This is a genomic window from Bacillus sp. NPDC094064 (assembly GCF_050279585.1).
In the GTDB taxonomy this organism is placed as follows: domain Bacteria; phylum Bacillota; class Bacilli; order Bacillales; family Bacillaceae_G; genus Bacillus_A.
The window spans coordinates 121,659-140,441 of sequence record NZ_JBNNUI010000005.1 but is presented as its reverse complement, the minus strand read 5'-3'; the positions used below and the strand labels follow the sequence as shown (position 1 = coordinate 140,441).

The window sequence follows — 18,783 nt, the reverse complement described above, 5'->3', positions numbered from 1 at the left end:
CACTCTGGAGTATCTTAGGTAATGCTAAGCGGATTGGCAATCGATATTATTGCTAAGAGTGGTATGAGTAGCTATGCTATTTATGCAAACTGGGTGGTAACACGGTGAATAATCGTCCCTATGTCTATCGTAGACATAGGGACTTTTTTGTTTGAAAAAATAAAGGGGATGACAAAACATGAATATTATTGATGAATTAGAATGGCGCGGTGCTGTGAATCAGCAGACAGATGAAGAAGGTTTACGTAAGCTAGTAGAAGAGAAAAAGATTTCACTATACTGCGGAGTTGATCCGACTGGTGATAGTATGCATATTGGGCATTTGATTCCGTTTATGATGATGAAGAGATTCCAGTTAGCTGGCCATCATCCTGTTATTTTAATTGGCGGAGCAACTGGAACAATTGGTGATCCAAGTGGACGTCAATCAGAGCGCCAGCTTCAAACGTTAGAAGTCGTTCAGCATAATGTGGATGCGTTAACAGCGCAAATGAAAAAGCTATTTGATTTCGGTGGGAATAGCGAAGTGAAGATGGTAAATAACTACGACTGGACACATGAAATCAACATTATCGAGTTTTTACGTGATTACGGGAAAAACTTTAGCGTTAATAGCATGTTAGCGAAGGATATTGTCGCAAGTCGTTTAGATACGGGAATTTCTTTCACTGAATTCACGTACCAAATCTTGCAGGCGATGGATTTCCATCATTTATACACGAAAGAAGATGTTCAACTACAAATTGGTGGTAGTGACCAATGGGGAAATATTACGAGCGGTTTAGATTTAATTCGTAAGTTAGAAGGTCATGAGGCGAAAGTATTTGGACTAACAATTCCGTTATTATTAAAATCAGATGGTACGAAGTTTGGTAAATCAGCAGGCGGTGCGGTTTGGCTTGATCCTGAAAAAACAACACCGTTTGAATTTTACCAGTTCTGGGTAAATACAGATGATCGTGATGTGGTGAAATACTTGAAATACTTTACGTTCTTAACGAAAGAGCGCATTGATGAATTAGCAGCAAAGGTAGAAGCAGAGCCTCATAAACGTGAAGCGCAAAAGGTATTAGCAGAAGAAATGACGAAGTTCGTTCATGGTGAAGAAGCGTTCCTGCAGGCTGTGAAAATTACAGCAGCGTTATTTAGCGGAGATATTAAAACGTTAACAGCTGATGAAATTGAACAAGGTTTTAAAGAGATGCCAACATTCGAGTCTTCAAAAGAGAAGAAAAACATCGTAGAGTGGCTAGTTGATTTAGGAATTGAACCATCTAGACGACAAGCACGTGAAGACATTAATAATGGCGCGATTTCTATGAATGGTGAAAAAGTAACAGATGTTGGTACGGATGTAACTGTAGAAAATTCATTTGATGGAAGATTTATTATTATCCGTAAAGGGAAGAAGAACTACAGTTTAGTGAAGCTAGGATAACGAATACAATCGAAAAATTATATCGGCGATTTTTCGAATATATCGACCGTAACTCGAATTATATCGGCGATTTTTAAAATATATCGACCGCAAGTCAAAATATATCAGCGATGTTCCCGATATATCGATTTACCGACAAAAAATGACAATAGAAGCTGTTCCAAACGGGACAGCTTCTACTAAAAAGAGTCAGTATATTTTGATAATTATAGAGGATTATAGTATTCTTCTGCCGAATAAATAAGTTAGAGAAAATTACGGATAAAAATAGCCCGAACCATGCTGGGCATGATTCGGGCTTATATTCAGATTAGTAAGCTAAGCTGAATAGACCTTTAATGTGTGATAAGTAACGAACGTTACTTGCTTCTTTCATTAATGATGCTGGTAAGCCTTTAAGTGGAGTATTGCTTGCTCCGATTGTAGCAACAGCATCTTTACGTCCTAGACTAGCAAGTGTTCCAGAGTTTACAGGTGCGAACTCTTCGAATGCTTTGCCTTCTAGTGCTGCGTATAAGTTGTATCCAATTAACTCACCCATTTGCCAAGCGATTTGTGCAGTTGGTGGGTATGGACGTCCGTCTGGAGCGAAGACAACAGCGCTGTCTCCAGCAACGAATACGTCTTTGTGAGAAGTAGATTGTAGGTATGCATCAACTGTTGCACGACCACGGTTAACTTCAAGACCTGATTCACCGATTAATGGGTTACCTTGTACGCCGCCTGTCCAAACGAATGTGTTAGCAACAAGTTTTTGACCGTCTTTTAAGTCGATTTCATTGCCAGCAACGTTTGTTACAGGAAGACCAGTTAAGAATGTAACGCCGCGTGCTTCTAAGCTAGTAGTTGCACGTTCGATTAAGTGGTCCGGTAATACTGGAAGGATTTTTGGACCTGCTTCAACAAGAAGAAGTTTCACTTCTTTTGGATTTACGCCGTGGCTTTTTGCAAGTTTAGGCATAATGTCAGCAAGCTCACCAACTAGCTCAACGCCAGTTAATCCGCCACCACCGATTACGATTGTAGCATCAGCTTCGTTTTTCGTTTTCGCGTATTCACGAATACGGTCTTCAACGTGTTTGTAGATTTTGTTTGCATCAGCAGCAGATTTTAATACCATGCTGTTTTCTTCTAGTCCTGGAATACCGAAGTAAGCAGTTTTACTTCCTAAAGCAACTACAAGTGCATCGTAAGATAAAGTAGTGCCGCCAGCTAGTTTGATTTCTTTGCTATCAACAGAGAATGACTCAACTGTTGCGATTTTAAGATCGATGTCTTTACCTTTGAAAAGCTTTGTAAGTGGCATTGCAATTGCTTGCTCAGCAACGTTACCAGCTGCAAGGCGGTGTAGTTCAGTGATGATTTGGTGTGTTGGGTATTGGTTAATCACTGTAACTTGTGCTTCTGATTTGCTGTAATATTTACGTACGTTTAAAGCGGCAAGAAGACCGCCATAACCAGCGCCTAAGATGACAATTTGTTTTGACATAGTATGATATCCCCCGTCTTTACTAATTGTTGTTATAAATTCAATTATTTATTGTTGCGTTCTGCACTAATTTGAAGATATGCGTTCACAAAGCGGAACATTTTTTGTGCTTGTGGATCTTTTAGTAATTTCAATAGACCGAATAGGCCGATAACTTCATTACTTTCGTCAGCACGATCTTTCGCTTCGATTGCAGTCGCAGCCATGCTTTTCACTGTATCTTTTACAGGTTCTACAAGCTCTGTGATTGCACCAACAGTGTCGCTTTTTAATACTTCATCAGTAGCAACAGTTTGAGCGAAGTCATAAGATTTAGTTAAAATGTTAACAAGCTCAGTTAATTTTGGAAGCTGTTCTACTAGTGTTGTTAATGATTCTTGTACCTCAGGTTTTAACAACTGATCAAGTACATCAAGTTGTCCTTGGCTAGCAGAAATTTGTACAGTTTCTTGTTCTGGCTTTGTTTGAGTCATAGTTTCTGGCATCTCCAATTCTCCTTTACGATAGCAATACTCTTATTTTTGATAAGTAAGATAGTAACCGTTTACGAAACTTTATACAAAGTTTCACAAAACACAATAAAATGCCTTTAAATTTATGATAACAAATAAGCTGAAATCATAAATCTAAAACCATAACGTCTTACCTATTATTTATGAACTGTCCGATACATGGCTTGTCCGCATAATGGAAAGGTCCTTTATCGGAAAGTGTATATAATATATATCTTATATTATATACTATATACACCTATGTTAACATAAAAATGATTCCTAATTATTTGATATTAAGTGCATAACCTAGTACTGACAAGGCATGAAAGCGCATAAAATATTTTGTTTGAATGAGAAATGTACATATATATGAAGAAAAAAAGGAAAAAATGAACAAATTACTGTTCTTTTTTTCCTTTTTCTTATTGTTCAGCTTCTGTCATAAGCATCGATGTGTTACCGCCTTTTTCAAGATGGCATTCGCCCCAAGTGCAAAGAGAATCAAGAATGGCTTCTAAAGACCAGCCGTAGTCAGTAAGAGAATATTCTACTTTTGGGGGTACTTGGTTGTATACCTTTCTTTGAATAACTCCGTCTTCTTCTAATTCACGTAATTGCTGAGTTAACATTTTCTGCGTAATACCAGGCATTAAACGTTTGAGTTCACTCGTTCTTTTTGTGCCTTTCTGTAAGTGGCAAAGGATTACGACTTTCCATTTTCCGCCGATAACCTCTAAAGTCGCTTCTACAGGAATATTGTATTTCTTCATATAAAAAATCTCCTTTGATGAATATGGATTTATACTTTTCAACGAAAGAAGCTAAATAATGTAAATGTTACTTTTTAGTGCCTATAGCACTTTAAAGTACGTACTTTTTATTATGTTGAATATGTTTCATAATAGCATACGTAAGAGGCAAATGAGTAGTACGGTACTAAAAAGTGCCTATGTTACTTTTTGGTGCCTATCGTACTTAAAAGTGCGTTCTTTCAAAAAGGAATGAAACCATTCATAATAGCATTTGTAGAGAGTAAATATATTTTTTAGAAGATAAAAGGGCCTTTTTATCACACTATTATGATTGGATTTCTTGTAATAAGGAGGAATTCAATTGAGTTCATATACAATATCATCTTCGGAGGTTCAGACGAATCGAAGAAGTATGTTTGCTTTGTTAGCATTAGCTATTAGTGCGTTTGGAATAGGAACGACCGAATTTATAAGTGTGGGTTTATTACCATCCATTTCGGAAGATTTACATGTTTCTGTCACAACAGCTGGTTTAACTGTTTCTTTATATGCGTTAGGGGTAGCGTTTGGCGCCCCAGTGTTAACGTCGTTAACAGCTAGTATGTCGCGAAAGACGTTATTAATGTGGATTATGATTATTTTCATTATTGGTAATGGAATTGCAGCTGTGGCGACAAGTTTCACTGTTTTACTTATCGCGAGAGTTGTATCTGCTTTCGCACACGGCGTTTTTATGTCGATCGGATCCACGATTGCAGCCGCACTTGTACCAGAGAATAAACGAGCTAGTGCAATTGCGTTTATGTTTACTGGTTTAACGGTTGCGACGATCACAGGTGTACCAATTGGAACGTTTATTGGTCAGCAATTTGGCTGGAGAGCTTCCTTTATGGTAATTGTTGTAATTGGAATTGTTGCTTTAATTGCAAATAGTATATTAGTCCCGTCTAATTTGAAAAAAGGTACGTCCGTATCATTTCGTGATCAGTTCAAATTGATTACGAACGGAAGGTTATTACTTGTTTTCATCATTACTGCATTAGGATACGGGGGAACATTTGTAACGTTTACGTATTTATCACCGCTATTACAAGAAGTAACCGGATTTAAAGCAAGTACCGTTACAATCATTTTGTTAGTGTACGGGATTGCAATTGCGATTGGGAATATGATCGGTGGTAAGTTATCAAATCGTAATCCAATTCGAGCATTATTTTATATGTTTTTCATTCAAGCGATTGTATTATTCGTGCTAACATTTACAGCACCATTTAAAGTAGTGGGGCTCATTACGATTATTTTTATGGGACTATTCGCATTTATGAATGTTCCTGGATTACAAGTATATGTCGTTATATTAGCTGAACGATTCGTGCCGAGTGCTGTCGATGTAGCATCAGCAATGAATATTGCAGCATTTAACGCTGGAATCGCTCTCGGTGCTTATTTAGGCGGTATTGTAACGAACTCGTTAGGGTTACTTCATACAGCTTGGGTAGGTGGCATTATGGTAGCAGGTGCTGTTATTTTAACGGCGTGGAGCATGGCATTAGAAAAAAGAGATCAAGTGAAATAAAAGGAGAGAAAATAAAATGAAAAACTTACAAAGTACAACAACATTGCATAACGGTGTAGAAATGCCTTGGTTCGGTTTAGGTGTATTTAAAGTAGAAGATGGACCGGAACTTGTAGAGGCTGTAAAATCGGCTATTAAAGCAGGATACCGCAGCATCGATACAGCTGCAATTTACGGAAATGAAAAAGCGGTAGGTGAAGGAATTCGCGCAGGTATAAAAGAAGCTGGAATTTCTCGCGAAGATTTATTTATTACTTCAAAAGTGTGGAATGCGGATCAAGGATATGAAACGACACTTGCTGCATATGAAGAGAGCTTAAAAAAATTAGAGCTAGATTATTTAGATTTATATCTTGTTCATTGGCCTGTAGAAGGAAAATATAAAGATACATGGAGAGCGTTAGAAACACTTTATAAAGAAAAACGCGTACGTGCAATTGGTGTAAGTAACTTCCAAATTCATCACTTACAAGATGTAATGAAAGATGCGGAAATTAAACCGATGATTAACCAAGTGGAATATCACCCGCGTTTAACACAAAAAGAATTACAAGCTTTCTGTAAAGAACAAGGTATTCAAATGGAAGCATGGTCACCACTTATGCAAGGTCAACTATTAGATAATGAAACATTACAAGAAATTGCTACTAAATATGATAAAACAACAGCGCAAGTCATTTTACGTTGGGATCTTCAAAATGGAGTAATCACAATTCCAAAATCAACGAAAGAACACCGTATTGTTGCAAACGCTGATGTGTTTAACTTTGAATTAACGAAAGAAGATATGGAAAAAATCGATGCGTTAAATGAAAATCACCGCGTTGGTCCAGATCCTGATAACTTCGATTTCTAAGATTAAGGTAAGAAAAAAGAGTGCGTAAAAGCACTCTTTTTTTGTGCATAAAAATAGTTTCTAAATAAATACTACTTAGTATTAAGTTTGTTATTAAGGGGCTGTAAATATGAATATAAAGCAATCGTTCAAACTTTTAGCTGTGTTTTTAAGTGTTTTATTTGTGTTATTCCCACTTCAAAAGGCATTCGCAGAAGTTATGGATCATACAAAGTATCAAATGGATTGGAGTTATAGTAAGTCTAAGAAGAAACCAATCCGAACAGAGCTTATTAAAACGGCAGATGGGAAAATTGCATTTTGTTTAAATGTAGATTTGAAATCTCCAAGCGGTCAAGATTTACCGGAAATGGGGAAAGTGGATATTAACGTATACCGTGTATTATTAAATGGATATCCACAAAAGAGCCCGCAAGAATTAGGTGTTTCTGATTGGAGAGATGCACATTACGCAACGCAGCTCGCGGTGTGGAATGCGTTGAAACAAATCGATATTAACGATTTAGATTTCCGTAATAAAAATGTAGAAAAAGTAACGAAAGATATCGTTGCAAAAGCAAACGCTAGTGAAGAATTACAAGAAATTACGATGAGTGTAACGCCTACAGAAGAACAACAAGCGGTATTAAAAGATGAGTTTTTTGAAACAGGTTTATACACAGTACAAACTAACGCGAAAAGTGGAACATATAAAGTACAGGCAACAGGTGCACCGCAGGGCGCGAAGTTTGTAAATGAAAAAGGCGAAGCAAAAACAGAATTTAATGTGGGAGAGAAATTCCGCATTTTAATTCCGAAACAAACACCAGCAGGTGGATTTAGCTTTAAAGTATCAGGCAATTTAACGAAACTACAAGGAATTGCGCATAAAGGGACACCGACGATTCAAAATGCAGTTGTATTATTAGAGCGTAGTGAAGAAAAAACAAGTCCAGAGTTATCGGTAAGTTGGAAAACAGCAAATGGTCATGATAATAATAAACCACATACTCCAAATGAACCACACAAACCGAATCAAAAGAGATAAAGAAAAAGCATTGGCATGTGCCGATGCTTTTTCTTTAAAATTACAGAACAAGGTTTTGAAAAAACAGAAGGTATACAAGAGGTAAGGTTTAAAAAAATAGAAAAGCTCGTAAAACAATATGTTTTACGAGCTTTTTTTATTACTCAGCTTCAGAAACAACTGTGAAGCGTTCATTTACATGTTTTGGATTTTCGATTTCATCAAGAGCTGCTACCGCGAAGTCTTCGTAACTTACGTAGCTATCCCCTTTTGAGTTAACAAGAAGGTTGTCTTTACCAGCTGTATAAGAGCCAGTACGTTTTCCTAATGCGAATAGTGCAGAAGGGCTGATGAATGTCCAAGTGATGTCATTTGTTTGTTGTAAGATTTCTAAGTTTTTACCTTGGTTTTGAGCAGTTGCAAGGTATTCGTTAGGGAACCCAGGTGTATCAAATACACGTGTTGTTTTTTCTTCATCTACGAATAAGCTACCAGCGCCGCCGACTACAAGTAATTTTGTATTTGGTGCACCTTTTACAGCTTCAATAAGTACGTTCCCTGCATCTACATGAAGATGTTCTTGTCCTGCTGGAGCGCCGAATGCATTTACAACTACATCAAATGCCCCTAGGTCGTTAGATGTAAGGGAGAATACATCTTTCTCTAAAACTTTTACATTTTCTTCTGTAATTTTTGCGGCATCTCTTACGATTGCGGTTACTTCATGTCCGCGATCTAATGCTTCTTTTAAAATACGACTTCCTGCTTTACCACTTGCTCCGATAATTCCGATTTTCATAATGAATCCCTCCAAAGTGTTTTATTAAAATGTATATCTGAAAAAGAATGAATGTATTGTAATTAGTTTTGTTACAACTTGATGTAACTATTATAGTTACAGATGTGTATTTTTGTCAATGGCGTTGTTTATGAAAATATTTTTTGTTTTAGTATGTGTATTTGTTGAAAGGGGGAGTCGTAGAATCTCTAATATTTGGAAGTCGAAAGTTGTCGAAATATGTTGATTTTTAAGTGTATTTTAAATATAATTCGTTTTATGAATAAAAGGAGGGGGTTAATTGTATGAATATTTTAGATCAATTCGTTTCATCAACGAATACAATTCTTTGGTCATATATTCTTATTGCAATGTTAATTGGGTTAGGGCTTTATTTTTCTATTAAATTAAAATTCGTACAAATTACTCATTTAGGGGAAATGGTTCGATTAATGAGTGATGGATTAACTGGTAAGACGCGTAAAAAGGGTAGTGTATCTTCTTTCCAAGCGTTCTGTATGAGTTCAGCAGCTCGTATTGGAATCGGTAACTTAGCTGGTGTAGCGCTAGCTATTTCTATGGGAGGACCTGGAGCTGTATTTTGGATGTGGGTTATTGCAATTATTGGAGCATCTTCAAGTTTCGTGGAAAGTACGCTTGCGCAAATTTATAAAATAAAAGATGGCAGTGGCTTCCGTGGTGGTCCTGCTTATTATATGGAAAAAGGTTTAAATAAACGTTGGATGGGGATTTGGTTCTCTATTCTAATCACAATTAGTTACGGTTTAATTTTTAACTCAGTACAAGCGAATACAGTTACATTAGCATTTAAAAATGCATTTGGTATTGAGCGTTATGTTGTCGGAATCGTATTAGCGGCACTGGTTGCGGTTATTATTTTTGGTGGCGTGAAAAGTATTGCACGTATGTCAGAAATGATTGTTCCACCAATGGCACTTCTTTATATTGCGGTAGCTATTTTCGTTGTTATTAAAAATTTCTATTTACTACCAGATGTATTTACAGAAATCTTTAAAGGTGCATTCGGTTTAGATTCAGCTGTAGGTGGAGGTATTGGTGCTGCGATGAAATATGGTATTCAGCGCGGATTATTTGCGAACGAAGCAGGTATGGGTAGTGCGCCAAATGCGGCGGCAACAGCTGACGTAACGCATCCAGCAAAACAAGGATTTATTCAAACAATCGGTGTTTTAGTAGATACATTTTTAGTATGTACGTCAACAGCGTTTATCGTATTATGTTCTGGTGCATATAAAGCAACGAATTTAGAAGGTATTGAATTAACACAAAATGCGTTAAGTTCACAAATTGGCCCGTGGGCAAGTAGCTTCTTAGCGATTATTATTTTCTTATTTGCTTTCAGTTCACTTCTAGGAAACTACTATTATGGTGAGACGAATATTGAATTCATTAAACAAAGTAAAACTTGGTTAACAATTTACCGTATTGCGGTAGTGGCAATGGTATTATTCGGTTCTGTTGCGACGCTTCAAATGGTATGGAATATGGCAGATTTATTTATGGGTCTAATGGTAATGACAAACTTAATTGCGATTACACTTCTTGGTCGATTTGCGTATGCTGCATTGGCAGACTATGTGAAACAAAAGAAACAAGGGAAAGATCCAGTTTTCAGTGCAGACTCTATTCCTGGTTTAACGAACACAGAGTGTTGGGATAAGCCAGTGGTAGCGGATAAAGAAAAAGCAGTGTAATAAAAAGGCGAGCATCGAGATGAATTCGATGCTCGTTTTTTGTTGTAATAAAAGATGTAAAAAGCGCTCGTGTCAGAAATCCTTACATAGTTGTGTTAAAAAACCTTACATTTTTGTCGAAAATTCTTGATTGCCACAAGTTTTTAGAATATAATTTTCTTATTGTTAGGAAGAGGGGGCAATACAATTATGGATTTTTTAACTAATATAATTGGGGATGTAAATAATGTTCTTTGGTCATATATCATTATTGCAATGTTAATTGGGTTAGGACTTTACTTTTCATTTCGTGTGAAATTTGTCCAAATTCGTTACTTCGGTGAAATGATTCGCTTACTTGGGGATGGGGCGAGTTCGAAGACAAGAAAAGCGCAAAAGGAGAAGAGCGGTGTATCATCGTTCCAAGCATTTTGTATGAGTACAGCTTCTCGTGTAGGTACTGGTAACTTAGCAGGGGTTGCTATTGCAATTTCTATGGGAGGACCTGGAGCTGTATTTTGGATGTGGTTAATCGCGGTAATTGGGGGTGCTTCTGCATTTGTAGAGAGCACGTTAGCGCAAATTTATAAAGTAAAAGATGGGAATACATTCCGTGGGGGACCAGCGTATTATATGGAGAAGGGTTTAAAGAAACGCTGGTTAGGTGTTGTGTTCTCTATTTTAATAACGGTTAGTTTCGGATTAATTTTTAATGCTGTGCAATCAAATACGGTAGCAGCAGCCTTTGATGAGGCATTTAAAACAGATGGTAGACTTGTTGGTGTTGTTATGGCTGGTTTACTTGCAATCATTATTTTCGGCGGAGTGAAGCGAATTGCTCGTGCAGTGGAAATGATCGTTCCGGTAATGGCAATTATTTATGTAGCAGTTGCATTATTTGTTGTTGTAACAAACATTACGGCAATTCCGTATGTATTTAAAGAAATTTTCTTACATGCTTTCGGAATTAAAGAAGTAGTTGGTGGGGGATTAGGAGCTGCGATTTTACTAGGAGTAAAACGTGGATTATTCTCAAATGAAGCTGGTATGGGTAGTGCGCCAAACGCAGCAGCGACTGCAAACGTAACACATCCAGTTAAACAAGGTTTCATTCAAACTTTAGGGGTATTTACAGATACATTATTAATTTGTAGTTGTACAGCATTCATCATTTTATTATCTGATGTACCTGGTGCAGCTGATTTAAATGGAATTCAATTAACGCAACAAGCGTTAAGTCAACACATTGGATCGTGGGCATCTATATTCGTAGCAGTTGCAATCTTCTTGTTTGCATTCAGTTCATTAGTAGGTAACTACTACTATGGTGAGACAAATATTGAATTCTTAAATGGAAGTAAAGTTTTATTAAATGCTTATCGAATTGCTGTACTTGGTATGGTTATGTTAGGGTCTGTCGCAACAATTCAAATTGTTTGGGACTTAGCAGATCTATTCATGGGTATTATGGCTGTTATTAATTTAGTAGCAATTGTATTCCTTTCTAAGTATGCTTTCGCGGCATTATCAGATTACGTAAAGCAAAAGAAACAAGGAAAAGATCCAGTCTTTTATGCGGAGTCTATTCCAGGATTGAACAATACAGAGTGCTGGGATAAGCCAGTAGCTGATAAAGAAAAAGCTGTATAATGAGGTGAGCATCAAGTGAAACTTGATGCTCATTTTTTTTATTACATAATAAAAAAGACGAACATTCATGAGCGTTTTATAATAAAATGTAATTTTTTTAGAAAAGGGAGGATATGAATTGGGATTTATGTTAGAATGGAAAATGCCTTTGGGACAAGAGGTTATATGAATTTTTATATCCAATTGAAGGTTTTAGAGGGGAAATGGAAAGTTCGGATTATTTCTTGTTTTGAATGGTCAGACGTTCAACGTTAATGAAGAGTTAAATGGAGGATTTTATTCATGAAGTTTGTTATGTTTCTTGTAGGATTACTCGTTGTGTTCGGACTCGGTTTTCTTATAAGTTCTGATCGAAAGAAGATTAAGTATAAACCAATCGCAATTATGCTTGTTATTCAGCTAGCGTTAACGTATTTCTTATTAAATACGCCAATTGGTTATATTTTAGTAAAAGGAATTTCAGATGGATTTGGAGCGCTTCTTGGATATGCGGAATCTGGAATCGTTTTCGTATTTGGTGGTCTTGTCAATAAAGGAGAAGTTTCATTCTTCTTAACAGCTTTATTACCAATCGTATTCTTTGCTGCTCTAATTGGAATTCTGCAACACTTTAAAATCTTACCGATATTTATTCGTGCTATTGGTACTTTGTTAAGCAAAGTAAATGGTCTAGGAAAACTAGAATCATATAACGCAGTAGCAGCTGCAATTGTTGGACAAGCAGAAGTATTTATTACAGTAAAAGATCAATTAAGTAAAATCCCAAAACACCGTTTATATACATTATGTGCATCTTCCATGTCGACAGTATCGATGTCAATCGTCGGTTCTTATATGAAAATGATCGAACCGAAATATGTAGTAACAGCACTTGTATTAAATTTATTTAGTGGTTTCATTATCATTCATATTATTAACCCGTACGATATTACAGAAGAAGAAGATACACTGCAGTTAGAAAATAAGAAGAAGCAATCATTCTTTGAAATGCTGAGCGAATATATTATGCTTGGTTTCACGATTGCAATTACGGTAGCAGCAATGTTACTTGGTTTCGTAGCATTAATTACAGCAATCAATAGCTTGTTTGATTCAATGTTCGGTATTACATTCCAAGCTATTTTAGGATACATTTTCTCACCATTAGCATTCGTAATGGGTATCCCGCAATCAGAGATGGTAACAGCGGGACAAATTATGGCAACGAAATTAGTATCAAACGAGTTCGTTGCGATGCTTGATCTAGGAAAAGTAGCTGGTGATTTATCAGCTCGTACAGTCGGTATTCTTTCTGTATTCCTTGTATCATTTGCGAACTTCTCATCTATCGGAATTATCGCAGGTGCAACGAAAGGTATCGATGAAAATCAATCAAATGTTGTATCATCATTCGGTCTACGCCTTGTATACGGAGCTACATTAGTAAGTATATTATCAGCGATTATCGTTGGTGTTATGTTATAAAAAGGGATGGTCCTAGCTCAAAGCTAGGGCTATTTTTTTATGGTAAATTTACATGAAAAAACCAATTAGTTAGGAATATATTAACATATGAAAATCTTTTAAAATTTATATTGCATTTCGATTAGATAACGCTTACAATTTGATTTGTAGGTGGTATCAATTTCAGACTTTCAAATATGGTAGGAGAGACGAGGCTACCTTTTATAAATTGCAATTTATGTAAACGCTTACTGATTTTAGATAACAGTTGAATAGTATTTAGGGGTTTTAAATTTTTTTAACAACAATGGTCAGACGTCATTCGTTAGATGACTAATAACTCGTGGGAGAAGTGGAGGATTCACATATGAAAATAGTAATGTTTCTAGTCGGTTTACTTGTAGTATTTGTACTAGGTTTCCTTATAAGTTCAGATCGTAAGAAAATTAAATATAAACCAATTGCACTTATGCTTGTCATTCAATTGGTACTTGCGTATTTCTTACTAAATACAAAAATCGGATTTGTATTAGTTAAAGGAATTGCAGATGGATTTGGCGCTATTTTAAAATTTGCGGAAGCTGGGGTTAATTTCGTATTTGGTGGTCTAGCAAACGATGGACAAGCACCATTCTTCTTAACAGTATTATTACCGATTATTTTCTTAGCGGTATTAATCGGGATCCTGCAACACATTAAAATTTTACCGATTATCATTCGTGCAGTCGGTTTCCTATTAAGTAAAGTTAACGGTTTAGGAAAACTAGAATCATATAATGCAGTAGCAGCTGCAATTGTTGGTCAAGGGGAAGTATTTATTACAGTAAAAGATCAACTAAGCAAATTACCGAAAAATCGTTTATACACACTTTGTGCATCATCAATGTCAACAGTATCGATGTCAATCGTCGGTTCTTATATGAAAATGATTGATCCAAAATATGTAGTAACAGCACTTGTATTAAACTTATTCAGTGGATTCATTATCGTTCATATTATTAATCCATATGACGTAAAAGAAGAAGACGATATTTTAGAATTACAAGAAGATAAGAAACAAACATTCTTTGAAATGTTAGGCGAATATATTATGCTTGGTTTCTCTATCGCTGTAACAGTAGCGGCGATGTTAATCGGTTTCGTAGCATTAATTACAGCAATTAACGGTGTATTCGATTCTATTTTCGGAATCACATTCCAAAGCATTTTAGGTTACGTTTTCTCACCATTAGCATTCATAATGGGTATTCCAACATCAGAGATGCTACAAGCAGGACAAATTATGGCAACAAAATTAGTAACGAACGAATTCGTTGCAATGCTTGATTTAGGTAAAGTAGCTGGTGAGTTATCAACTCGTACAGTAGGTATTTTATCAATCTTCCTTGTATCATTTGCGAACTTCTCATCTATCGGAATTATCGCAGGTGCAACGAAGAGTATTGATGGCAAACAAGCAAACGTTGTATCATCATTCGGATTAAAACTTGTATACGGTGCAACATTAGTAAGTATATTATCAGCGATTATCGTTGGGGTTATGCTTTAATAAAATTTAAAAAGTGTATGAAAAAGAGATGGGCAATCAATTGCCCATCTCTTTTATGTTTATACAGTCACTCTATTTTGTAGTTCGTTATATGCTAAGAAATTACTCATGGCATTTCTAAATCCAATTTTTATATATTCTTCTGTAAGGGATAGAGCTTGTTCTTCTGTTATCATGGTTTGGTTTTGATATCTAAAACCTCTAAATTGACTGTATACAATTTGTTTGACAGCAGGATAGTTAGGCATGAATGTTTTAGGGAAATTTTCCTCTAATAAATCTATTGGTAGAGTAGGGGTTTCTTGTAGGGATAAAACTTTCCCATGATTCATTTCTACGATCGTACTATACATACGTGAACCACGTAGCATACAAGCTTGTAGATAACTGAAAAATGTATGCTTTTCACCCTCTTGCAAAGCGTTTAAATTTGGAAATTGTTCTTTAAAAATATCAAAATAAATTTCTAAATATGCTTTTCCATTTTGTAAATAAAGAGGTGTATCTAAATCATTGATTTCTGTATCCATAATGCGATTCATATTTTGGATAAGAACAGCATTTTCATTTTCAAACACTTGTTGTTGCTTTTGCTGTTCCTGGTTTTTGGCGGCAGATTCTTTTGCGATTTTTCCAGAGCTTAAATTACGATCTAAAATTTTAAAGAATTTAGTGTTTTTGAAGGTACTAAAGGCATAATGGAAATGTTCACCTGCATGAATACCTTCAACATAAAACATAGGTATCTTTGCTTCTTGAGTACTTGCGATACTAATGGGACCAGAGTGGTGGATGGTTGTTCCATAAACACCAGTTCCATCAGCACGTGTTCCATAGCGTTCGACTGTATGTAGGTCTATGGAGTAAATTTCTTTTTTTCTTGTTATAAAAAAGAGAAAATGATCTGTTAAAGCTAAGTGGCCTCTGCCTTTTTGTTCATGATATCCGTCGGCAATACATTGAATAGATTCTACTTGATTTATGGATCTCATCTTTTCTTCTAAAACTTGAGTTGCTTTTTTCTTTCGTTGCATATCAATACCAAATCCGAGATATGCAAATGGAATAGAGAATAATAGACAAATAAATGCGAATTGAATTGCCCCCGATAATAAAGAAACTAGTAATACTAGCATGTGAATAATAAAGAACGCTGAAAAAAATCCGATTCTTAAATTTCTTGTAAGCCATACATTTCCCATACCGAACCCCCTATAGTATTTATAGTGTTATTATAAATAATACAAAAACAAATTCATACATTTTTTTGATATAATTTCCAGTTGATTATAAGGAGTCATTGAAATAAAAAATCACCTTAATACATTCATTAAGGTGATTGAAATACTACTCAGCTGGAGGCGTAAATGTACGTTTCTCTAATTCAGCATCTAGCATAAATAGTGCGTTTGAATCACTTGTAATACGTTTTAATTTTTGGATGATGCTATCAAATGAAGCTTCTTCTTCAACTTGCTCATCAACGAACCATTTTAAGAATGTAATTGTTGCGTGTTCACGCTCATCCCAAGCGATATCAGATAAGTTGTAAATACGTTTCGTTACTTCACGCTCGTGTTCAAGTGCGACTTCAAAAGCGTGTAATACAGATTCGTATTCGTTATTTGGATTATTAAAACCAGTAATAATAGCGCGCTCGCCCCGGTCATTAATATAGTTGTAAAGTTTCATTGCGTGGAAACGCTCTTCTTCAGCTTGTACAAGGAAAAAGTTAGCGAATCCATCGTAGCTCTCAGCTGTACAGTAAGCTGCCATTGCCATATAAGCATGAGCGGAATAAAATTCAAAGTTCATTTGATCGTTTAGTGCGTCGTGCAATTTTTTAGATAACATAAAATCCCCCTTATTATTGTGACAAGAATATTATATCATAATTGATAATATTCTCATTTGGATGCTTCGAACCTTTTCGAAAGCTTTGTGACGTGTGTGTCCATAATGTCTTGCAGGTCTAAATCATATTTTTGTGAAAGAATAACAAGATTAGATAGTACATCACCAAGTTCTTCTTTTAGTTCTTGTTTTAGCTCTTCTTCTGTTTTCGCATCTTCATCTGGGCGATCACGGCCGATTTCAATAGCGCGAACAACGCGTGAAACTTCCCCAACTTCTTCAGTTAAGAAATTTAAGCGAATAAAGGCATTATACTGTGACCAGCTTCGTTTTTCGTAAAATTCCTCAACCCATCTTTGAAATGCGACGATATCCATTTCTTCCTCATCTCCTCAATATGTTGTACAATGTCAATTGTATCATAACAATATATAGTTTCGGGGTGTAGGAATGAGAAAGATTTGTGTGTTTGCAGGTTCAAATTTAGGGGAGAGACCAGAGTTTAAAGAGCAAGCAATTGAATTAGGAAAAATGTTTGTTGAGAACGACTATGAGCTCGTATACGGCGGTTCATGCGTTGGATTAATGGGAGAAGTAGCAAACGAAGTCCTTCGTTTAGGTGGACGCGTAACAGGTGTTATGCCGCGCGGTTTATTCCGAGGAGAAATTGTACATACAGGATTAACAGAACTAATTGAAGTAGAAACGATGCATGAGCGTAAAGCAAAAATGGCAGAGCTTGCGGATGCTTTCATTGCACTACCAGGCGGATATGGAACGTTTGAAGAACTATTTGAAGTTGTATGTTGGTCACAAATCGGTATACATAATAAGCCGGTTGGTTTATTAAACATTAAAGACTTTTACGGACCAATTCTGCAAATGGTTGAACGTGCAGCAGAAGAAGGCTTTATGAATCCATCAAATAAAGAGTTGATCGTTTCAGCAGAGACGGCAGATAAACTCATTCATGAAATCCAAAATTATGAGCGCCCTGTTTTAGGGACGAAGTGGAAACAGCTATCATAATACAATTTTATAGAGATTTTTTGAAACACATGTCATTTTACCTTGAAAAGGCATGTGTTTTTAATTTGGTTAAATATGTTAATGTTGAGATATAATGTTTTTGGAAAAGGAGAAATAGATGGGGGAGTTTGTATATTTACGTCCTGTTTTTAAAAGTATATTAGCAGCATCTGTTCTTGTTATGCTAATTGTTTCAACACAGAAGAAAGAGCTAATTAATGAATTTTCTCTTTGGTTTATTTCGATATTGTGTATCGGTGTTTCGGCAATCACACTCTTTATGTCTGGGTTTATTGTTGATGAGTATAATCTAGGTGGCGATGTGCAGTCTTTTAATATGTTTATTGCGATTGGTGTGATCAGTGGTCTAAATTTCATTATTTACTATAGACGGAAATAACAAGGAAGGCATTCCATATTACTTTGGAATGCCTTTATCATTTTGATTACTTTGTTTTTTATACAGGTACCAGCCACCCCAGCCGCCACCAATCGCTACAACAACGAGGAAAGCATAGTCTTTCACCGCGACATTTATATTGAAAATATTAGCTATAAGTAAGACAATCCCAACTGTTATTAACGCAAAAAATGCTCTAATTAAGTAGTCTTTCAACTGAACCACTCCCGTCATTTAAGTAGTAAATGATGAACTTGGAAAAGCTTTTTGGATCTAGTTACTAAAGGGTGTTTCCTATATTTTAACATAAATGAGATTGTAATATATTGATAAAAATAGGGGAGGAGAGTGCTAATATTGTCGTGATTTGTCGGTAAATCGATATTCTTTGTCGAATCGTTGATATATTGTGAGTTGTGATCGATATAATGAAAAAATCGTTGATATATTGCGAGTTATGATCGATATATTTGAAAAATCGTTAATATAATTTCATGTACCGTTACATGGGAACACCCAATAGAAAAAAGCGACTCTGAACGAGCCGCTTCCGCTTTTAGTGATATCTAGCTCCAGCGGCTAGAACAGTCGGTTGTTTCACTCCTTCATTCGAGGCAAAAAGCGCCTCGTAATCAGGAGTTCCAACAACCTCCTGTTCTGAACGAGCCGCTTCCGCTTTTAGTGATATCTAGCTCCAGCGGCTAGAACAGTCGGTTGTTTCACTCCTTCATTCGAGGCAAAAAGCGCCTCGTAA

18 protein-coding genes and 1 other annotated feature (1 of these 19 cut by a window edge) are annotated in these 18,783 nt (G+C 36.0%); of the genes, 10 read left to right on the top strand and 8 right to left on the bottom strand.

What is annotated here, in order from left to right:
* Window positions 1-123, top strand: a binding site (T-box leader); it begins 93 nt to the left of the window's first position.
* 55 nt (window positions 124-178) lie between these two features.
* Entirely contained in the window at window positions 179-1,438 is a 1,260-nt protein-coding gene (gene tyrS, locus ACQKNI_RS13450; protein ID WP_088232059.1) for a tyrosine--tRNA ligase, read from the top strand.
* 310 nt (window positions 1,439-1,748) lie between these two features.
* Here the strand turns inward: tyrS and ACQKNI_RS13445 are convergent, their stop codons facing one another.
* The 3 genes from ACQKNI_RS13445 to ACQKNI_RS13435 form a co-directional block, all read right to left on the bottom strand.
* Window positions 1,749-2,927: an NAD(P)/FAD-dependent oxidoreductase gene (locus tag ACQKNI_RS13445; RefSeq protein ID WP_000043194.1), complete on the bottom strand. Its 1,179-nt coding sequence runs from the start codon at window positions 2,925-2,927 to the stop codon at window positions 1,749-1,751.
* A gap of 44 nt (window positions 2,928-2,971) precedes the next feature.
* On the bottom strand, window positions 2,972-3,412 hold the full coding sequence (locus tag ACQKNI_RS13440) for a DUF1641 domain-containing protein (protein ID WP_001115309.1): 441 nt from the start codon (window positions 3,410-3,412) through the stop codon (window positions 2,972-2,974).
* Between the two features lie 431 nt (window positions 3,413-3,843).
* Window positions 3,844-4,191: a winged helix-turn-helix transcriptional regulator gene (locus tag ACQKNI_RS13435; RefSeq protein ID WP_088232060.1), complete on the bottom strand. Its 348-nt coding sequence runs from the start codon at window positions 4,189-4,191 to the stop codon at window positions 3,844-3,846.
* A 394-nt stretch (window positions 4,192-4,585) separates the two neighbouring features.
* Here ACQKNI_RS13435 and ACQKNI_RS13430 point away from each other — a divergent pair, with 394 nt between their 5' ends.
* From ACQKNI_RS13430 to ACQKNI_RS13420, 3 genes are all read left to right on the top strand, one after another.
* Entirely contained in the window at window positions 4,586-5,749 is a 1,164-nt protein-coding gene (locus tag ACQKNI_RS13430) for an MFS transporter (protein ID WP_170933781.1), read from the top strand.
* A gap of 16 nt (window positions 5,750-5,765) precedes the next feature.
* Window positions 5,766-6,605 (top strand): aldo/keto reductase, encoded by an 840-nt coding sequence (locus ACQKNI_RS13425; protein ID WP_088232062.1) that lies wholly within the window; start codon window positions 5,766-5,768, stop codon window positions 6,603-6,605.
* A 109-nt stretch (window positions 6,606-6,714) separates the two neighbouring features.
* A complete protein-coding gene (locus ACQKNI_RS13420) occupies window positions 6,715-7,632 on the top strand; it encodes a thioester domain-containing protein (RefSeq protein WP_088232063.1) in 918 nt (305 codons plus the stop codon).
* 139 nt (window positions 7,633-7,771) lie between these two features.
* Here ACQKNI_RS13420 and ACQKNI_RS13415 read toward each other — a convergent pair whose 3' ends face one another.
* Window positions 7,772-8,410 carry an NAD(P)-dependent oxidoreductase gene (locus ACQKNI_RS13415; protein WP_088232064.1) on the bottom strand — a complete coding sequence of 213 codons (639 nt, stop codon included), beginning with the start codon at window positions 8,408-8,410 and terminating at the stop codon, window positions 7,772-7,774.
* Between the two features lie 284 nt (window positions 8,411-8,694).
* Between ACQKNI_RS13415 and ACQKNI_RS13410 the strand changes: the two genes are divergently transcribed.
* From ACQKNI_RS13410 to ACQKNI_RS13395, 4 genes are all read left to right on the top strand, one after another.
* Window positions 8,695-10,125 (top strand): alanine/glycine:cation symporter family protein, encoded by a 1,431-nt coding sequence (locus ACQKNI_RS13410; protein ID WP_088232065.1) that lies wholly within the window; start codon window positions 8,695-8,697, stop codon window positions 10,123-10,125.
* Window positions 10,126-10,314: 189 nt separating this feature from the next.
* A complete protein-coding gene (locus tag ACQKNI_RS13405) occupies window positions 10,315-11,754 on the top strand; it encodes an alanine/glycine:cation symporter family protein (RefSeq protein ID WP_088232066.1) in 1,440 nt (479 codons plus the stop codon).
* Window positions 11,755-12,036: 282 nt separating this feature from the next.
* Window positions 12,037-13,218, top strand: coding sequence for a NupC/NupG family nucleoside CNT transporter (locus tag ACQKNI_RS13400; RefSeq protein WP_427282430.1), 1,182 nt, complete (start codon window positions 12,037-12,039; stop codon window positions 13,216-13,218).
* A 346-nt stretch (window positions 13,219-13,564) separates the two neighbouring features.
* Window positions 13,565-14,746 carry a NupC/NupG family nucleoside CNT transporter gene (locus ACQKNI_RS13395; protein ID WP_088232068.1) on the top strand — a complete coding sequence of 394 codons (1,182 nt, stop codon included), beginning with the start codon at window positions 13,565-13,567 and terminating at the stop codon, window positions 14,744-14,746.
* A 59-nt stretch (window positions 14,747-14,805) separates the two neighbouring features.
* Here the strand turns inward: ACQKNI_RS13395 and ACQKNI_RS13390 are convergent, their stop codons facing one another.
* The 3 genes from ACQKNI_RS13390 to ACQKNI_RS13380 form a co-directional block, all read right to left on the bottom strand.
* Entirely contained in the window at window positions 14,806-15,948 is a 1,143-nt protein-coding gene (locus ACQKNI_RS13390; protein ID WP_088232069.1) for a hypothetical protein, read from the bottom strand.
* Between the two features lie 145 nt (window positions 15,949-16,093).
* Complete coding sequence (locus ACQKNI_RS13385) at window positions 16,094-16,600, bottom strand: ferritin (protein WP_088232070.1); 507 nt, start codon at window positions 16,598-16,600, stop codon at window positions 16,094-16,096.
* A 53-nt stretch (window positions 16,601-16,653) separates the two neighbouring features.
* Window positions 16,654-16,977, bottom strand: coding sequence for a MazG nucleotide pyrophosphohydrolase domain-containing protein (locus ACQKNI_RS13380; protein WP_088232071.1), 324 nt, complete (start codon window positions 16,975-16,977; stop codon window positions 16,654-16,656).
* An 88-nt stretch (window positions 16,978-17,065) separates the two neighbouring features.
* Between ACQKNI_RS13380 and ACQKNI_RS13375 the strand changes: the two genes are divergently transcribed.
* Window positions 17,066-17,629, top strand: coding sequence for a TIGR00730 family Rossman fold protein (locus ACQKNI_RS13375; RefSeq protein ID WP_002045701.1), 564 nt, complete (start codon window positions 17,066-17,068; stop codon window positions 17,627-17,629).
* Window positions 17,630-17,747: 118 nt separating this feature from the next.
* Entirely contained in the window at window positions 17,748-18,029 is a 282-nt protein-coding gene (locus tag ACQKNI_RS13370) for a hypothetical protein (RefSeq protein ID WP_088232072.1), read from the top strand.
* A gap of 18 nt (window positions 18,030-18,047) precedes the next feature.
* On the opposite strand, the gene ACQKNI_RS13365 is transcribed toward ACQKNI_RS13370, so the two are convergent.
* Window positions 18,048-18,245: a hypothetical protein gene (locus ACQKNI_RS13365; RefSeq protein WP_088232073.1), complete on the bottom strand. Its 198-nt coding sequence runs from the start codon at window positions 18,243-18,245 to the stop codon at window positions 18,048-18,050.
* Between the last annotated feature and the right edge of the window lie 538 nt (window positions 18,246-18,783).

Bases quoted from the DNA above. Each gene is read 5' to 3' on its own strand.
- ACQKNI_RS13370 (WP_088232072.1), top strand. From the start codon at position 17,748: ATGGGGGAGTTTGTATATTTACGTCCTGTTTTTAAAAGTATATTAGCA.
- ACQKNI_RS13440 (WP_001115309.1), bottom strand. From the start codon at position 3,412: ATGCCAGAAACTATGACTCAAACAAAGCCAGAACAAGAAACTGTACAA.
- ACQKNI_RS13395 (WP_088232068.1), top strand. From the start codon at position 13,565: ATGAAAATAGTAATGTTTCTAGTCGGTTTACTTGTAGTATTTGTACTA.
- ACQKNI_RS13385 (WP_088232070.1), bottom strand. From the start codon at position 16,600: ATGTTATCTAAAAAATTGCACGACGCACTAAACGATCAAATGAACTTT.
- ACQKNI_RS13415 (WP_088232064.1), bottom strand. From the start codon at position 8,410: ATGAAAATCGGAATTATCGGAGCAAGTGGTAAAGCAGGAAGTCGTATT.
- ACQKNI_RS13425 (WP_088232062.1), top strand. From the start codon at position 5,766: ATGAAAAACTTACAAAGTACAACAACATTGCATAACGGTGTAGAAATG.
- ACQKNI_RS13400 (WP_427282430.1), top strand. From the start codon at position 12,037: ATGAAGTTTGTTATGTTTCTTGTAGGATTACTCGTTGTGTTCGGACTC.
- tyrS (WP_088232059.1), top strand. From the start codon at position 179: ATGAATATTATTGATGAATTAGAATGGCGCGGTGCTGTGAATCAGCAG.
- ACQKNI_RS13410 (WP_088232065.1), top strand. From the start codon at position 8,695: ATGAATATTTTAGATCAATTCGTTTCATCAACGAATACAATTCTTTGG.
- ACQKNI_RS13380 (WP_088232071.1), bottom strand. From the start codon at position 16,977: ATGGATATCGTCGCATTTCAAAGATGGGTTGAGGAATTTTACGAAAAA.
- ACQKNI_RS13445 (WP_000043194.1), bottom strand. From the start codon at position 2,927: ATGTCAAAACAAATTGTCATCTTAGGCGCTGGTTATGGCGGTCTTCTT.
- ACQKNI_RS13430 (WP_170933781.1), top strand. From the start codon at position 4,586: ATGTTTGCTTTGTTAGCATTAGCTATTAGTGCGTTTGGAATAGGAACG.
- ACQKNI_RS13435 (WP_088232060.1), bottom strand. From the start codon at position 4,191: ATGAAGAAATACAATATTCCTGTAGAAGCGACTTTAGAGGTTATCGGC.
- ACQKNI_RS13405 (WP_088232066.1), top strand. From the start codon at position 10,315: ATGGATTTTTTAACTAATATAATTGGGGATGTAAATAATGTTCTTTGG.
- ACQKNI_RS13420 (WP_088232063.1), top strand. From the start codon at position 6,715: ATGAATATAAAGCAATCGTTCAAACTTTTAGCTGTGTTTTTAAGTGTT.
- ACQKNI_RS13390 (WP_088232069.1), bottom strand. From the start codon at position 15,948: ATGGGAAATGTATGGCTTACAAGAAATTTAAGAATCGGATTTTTTTCA.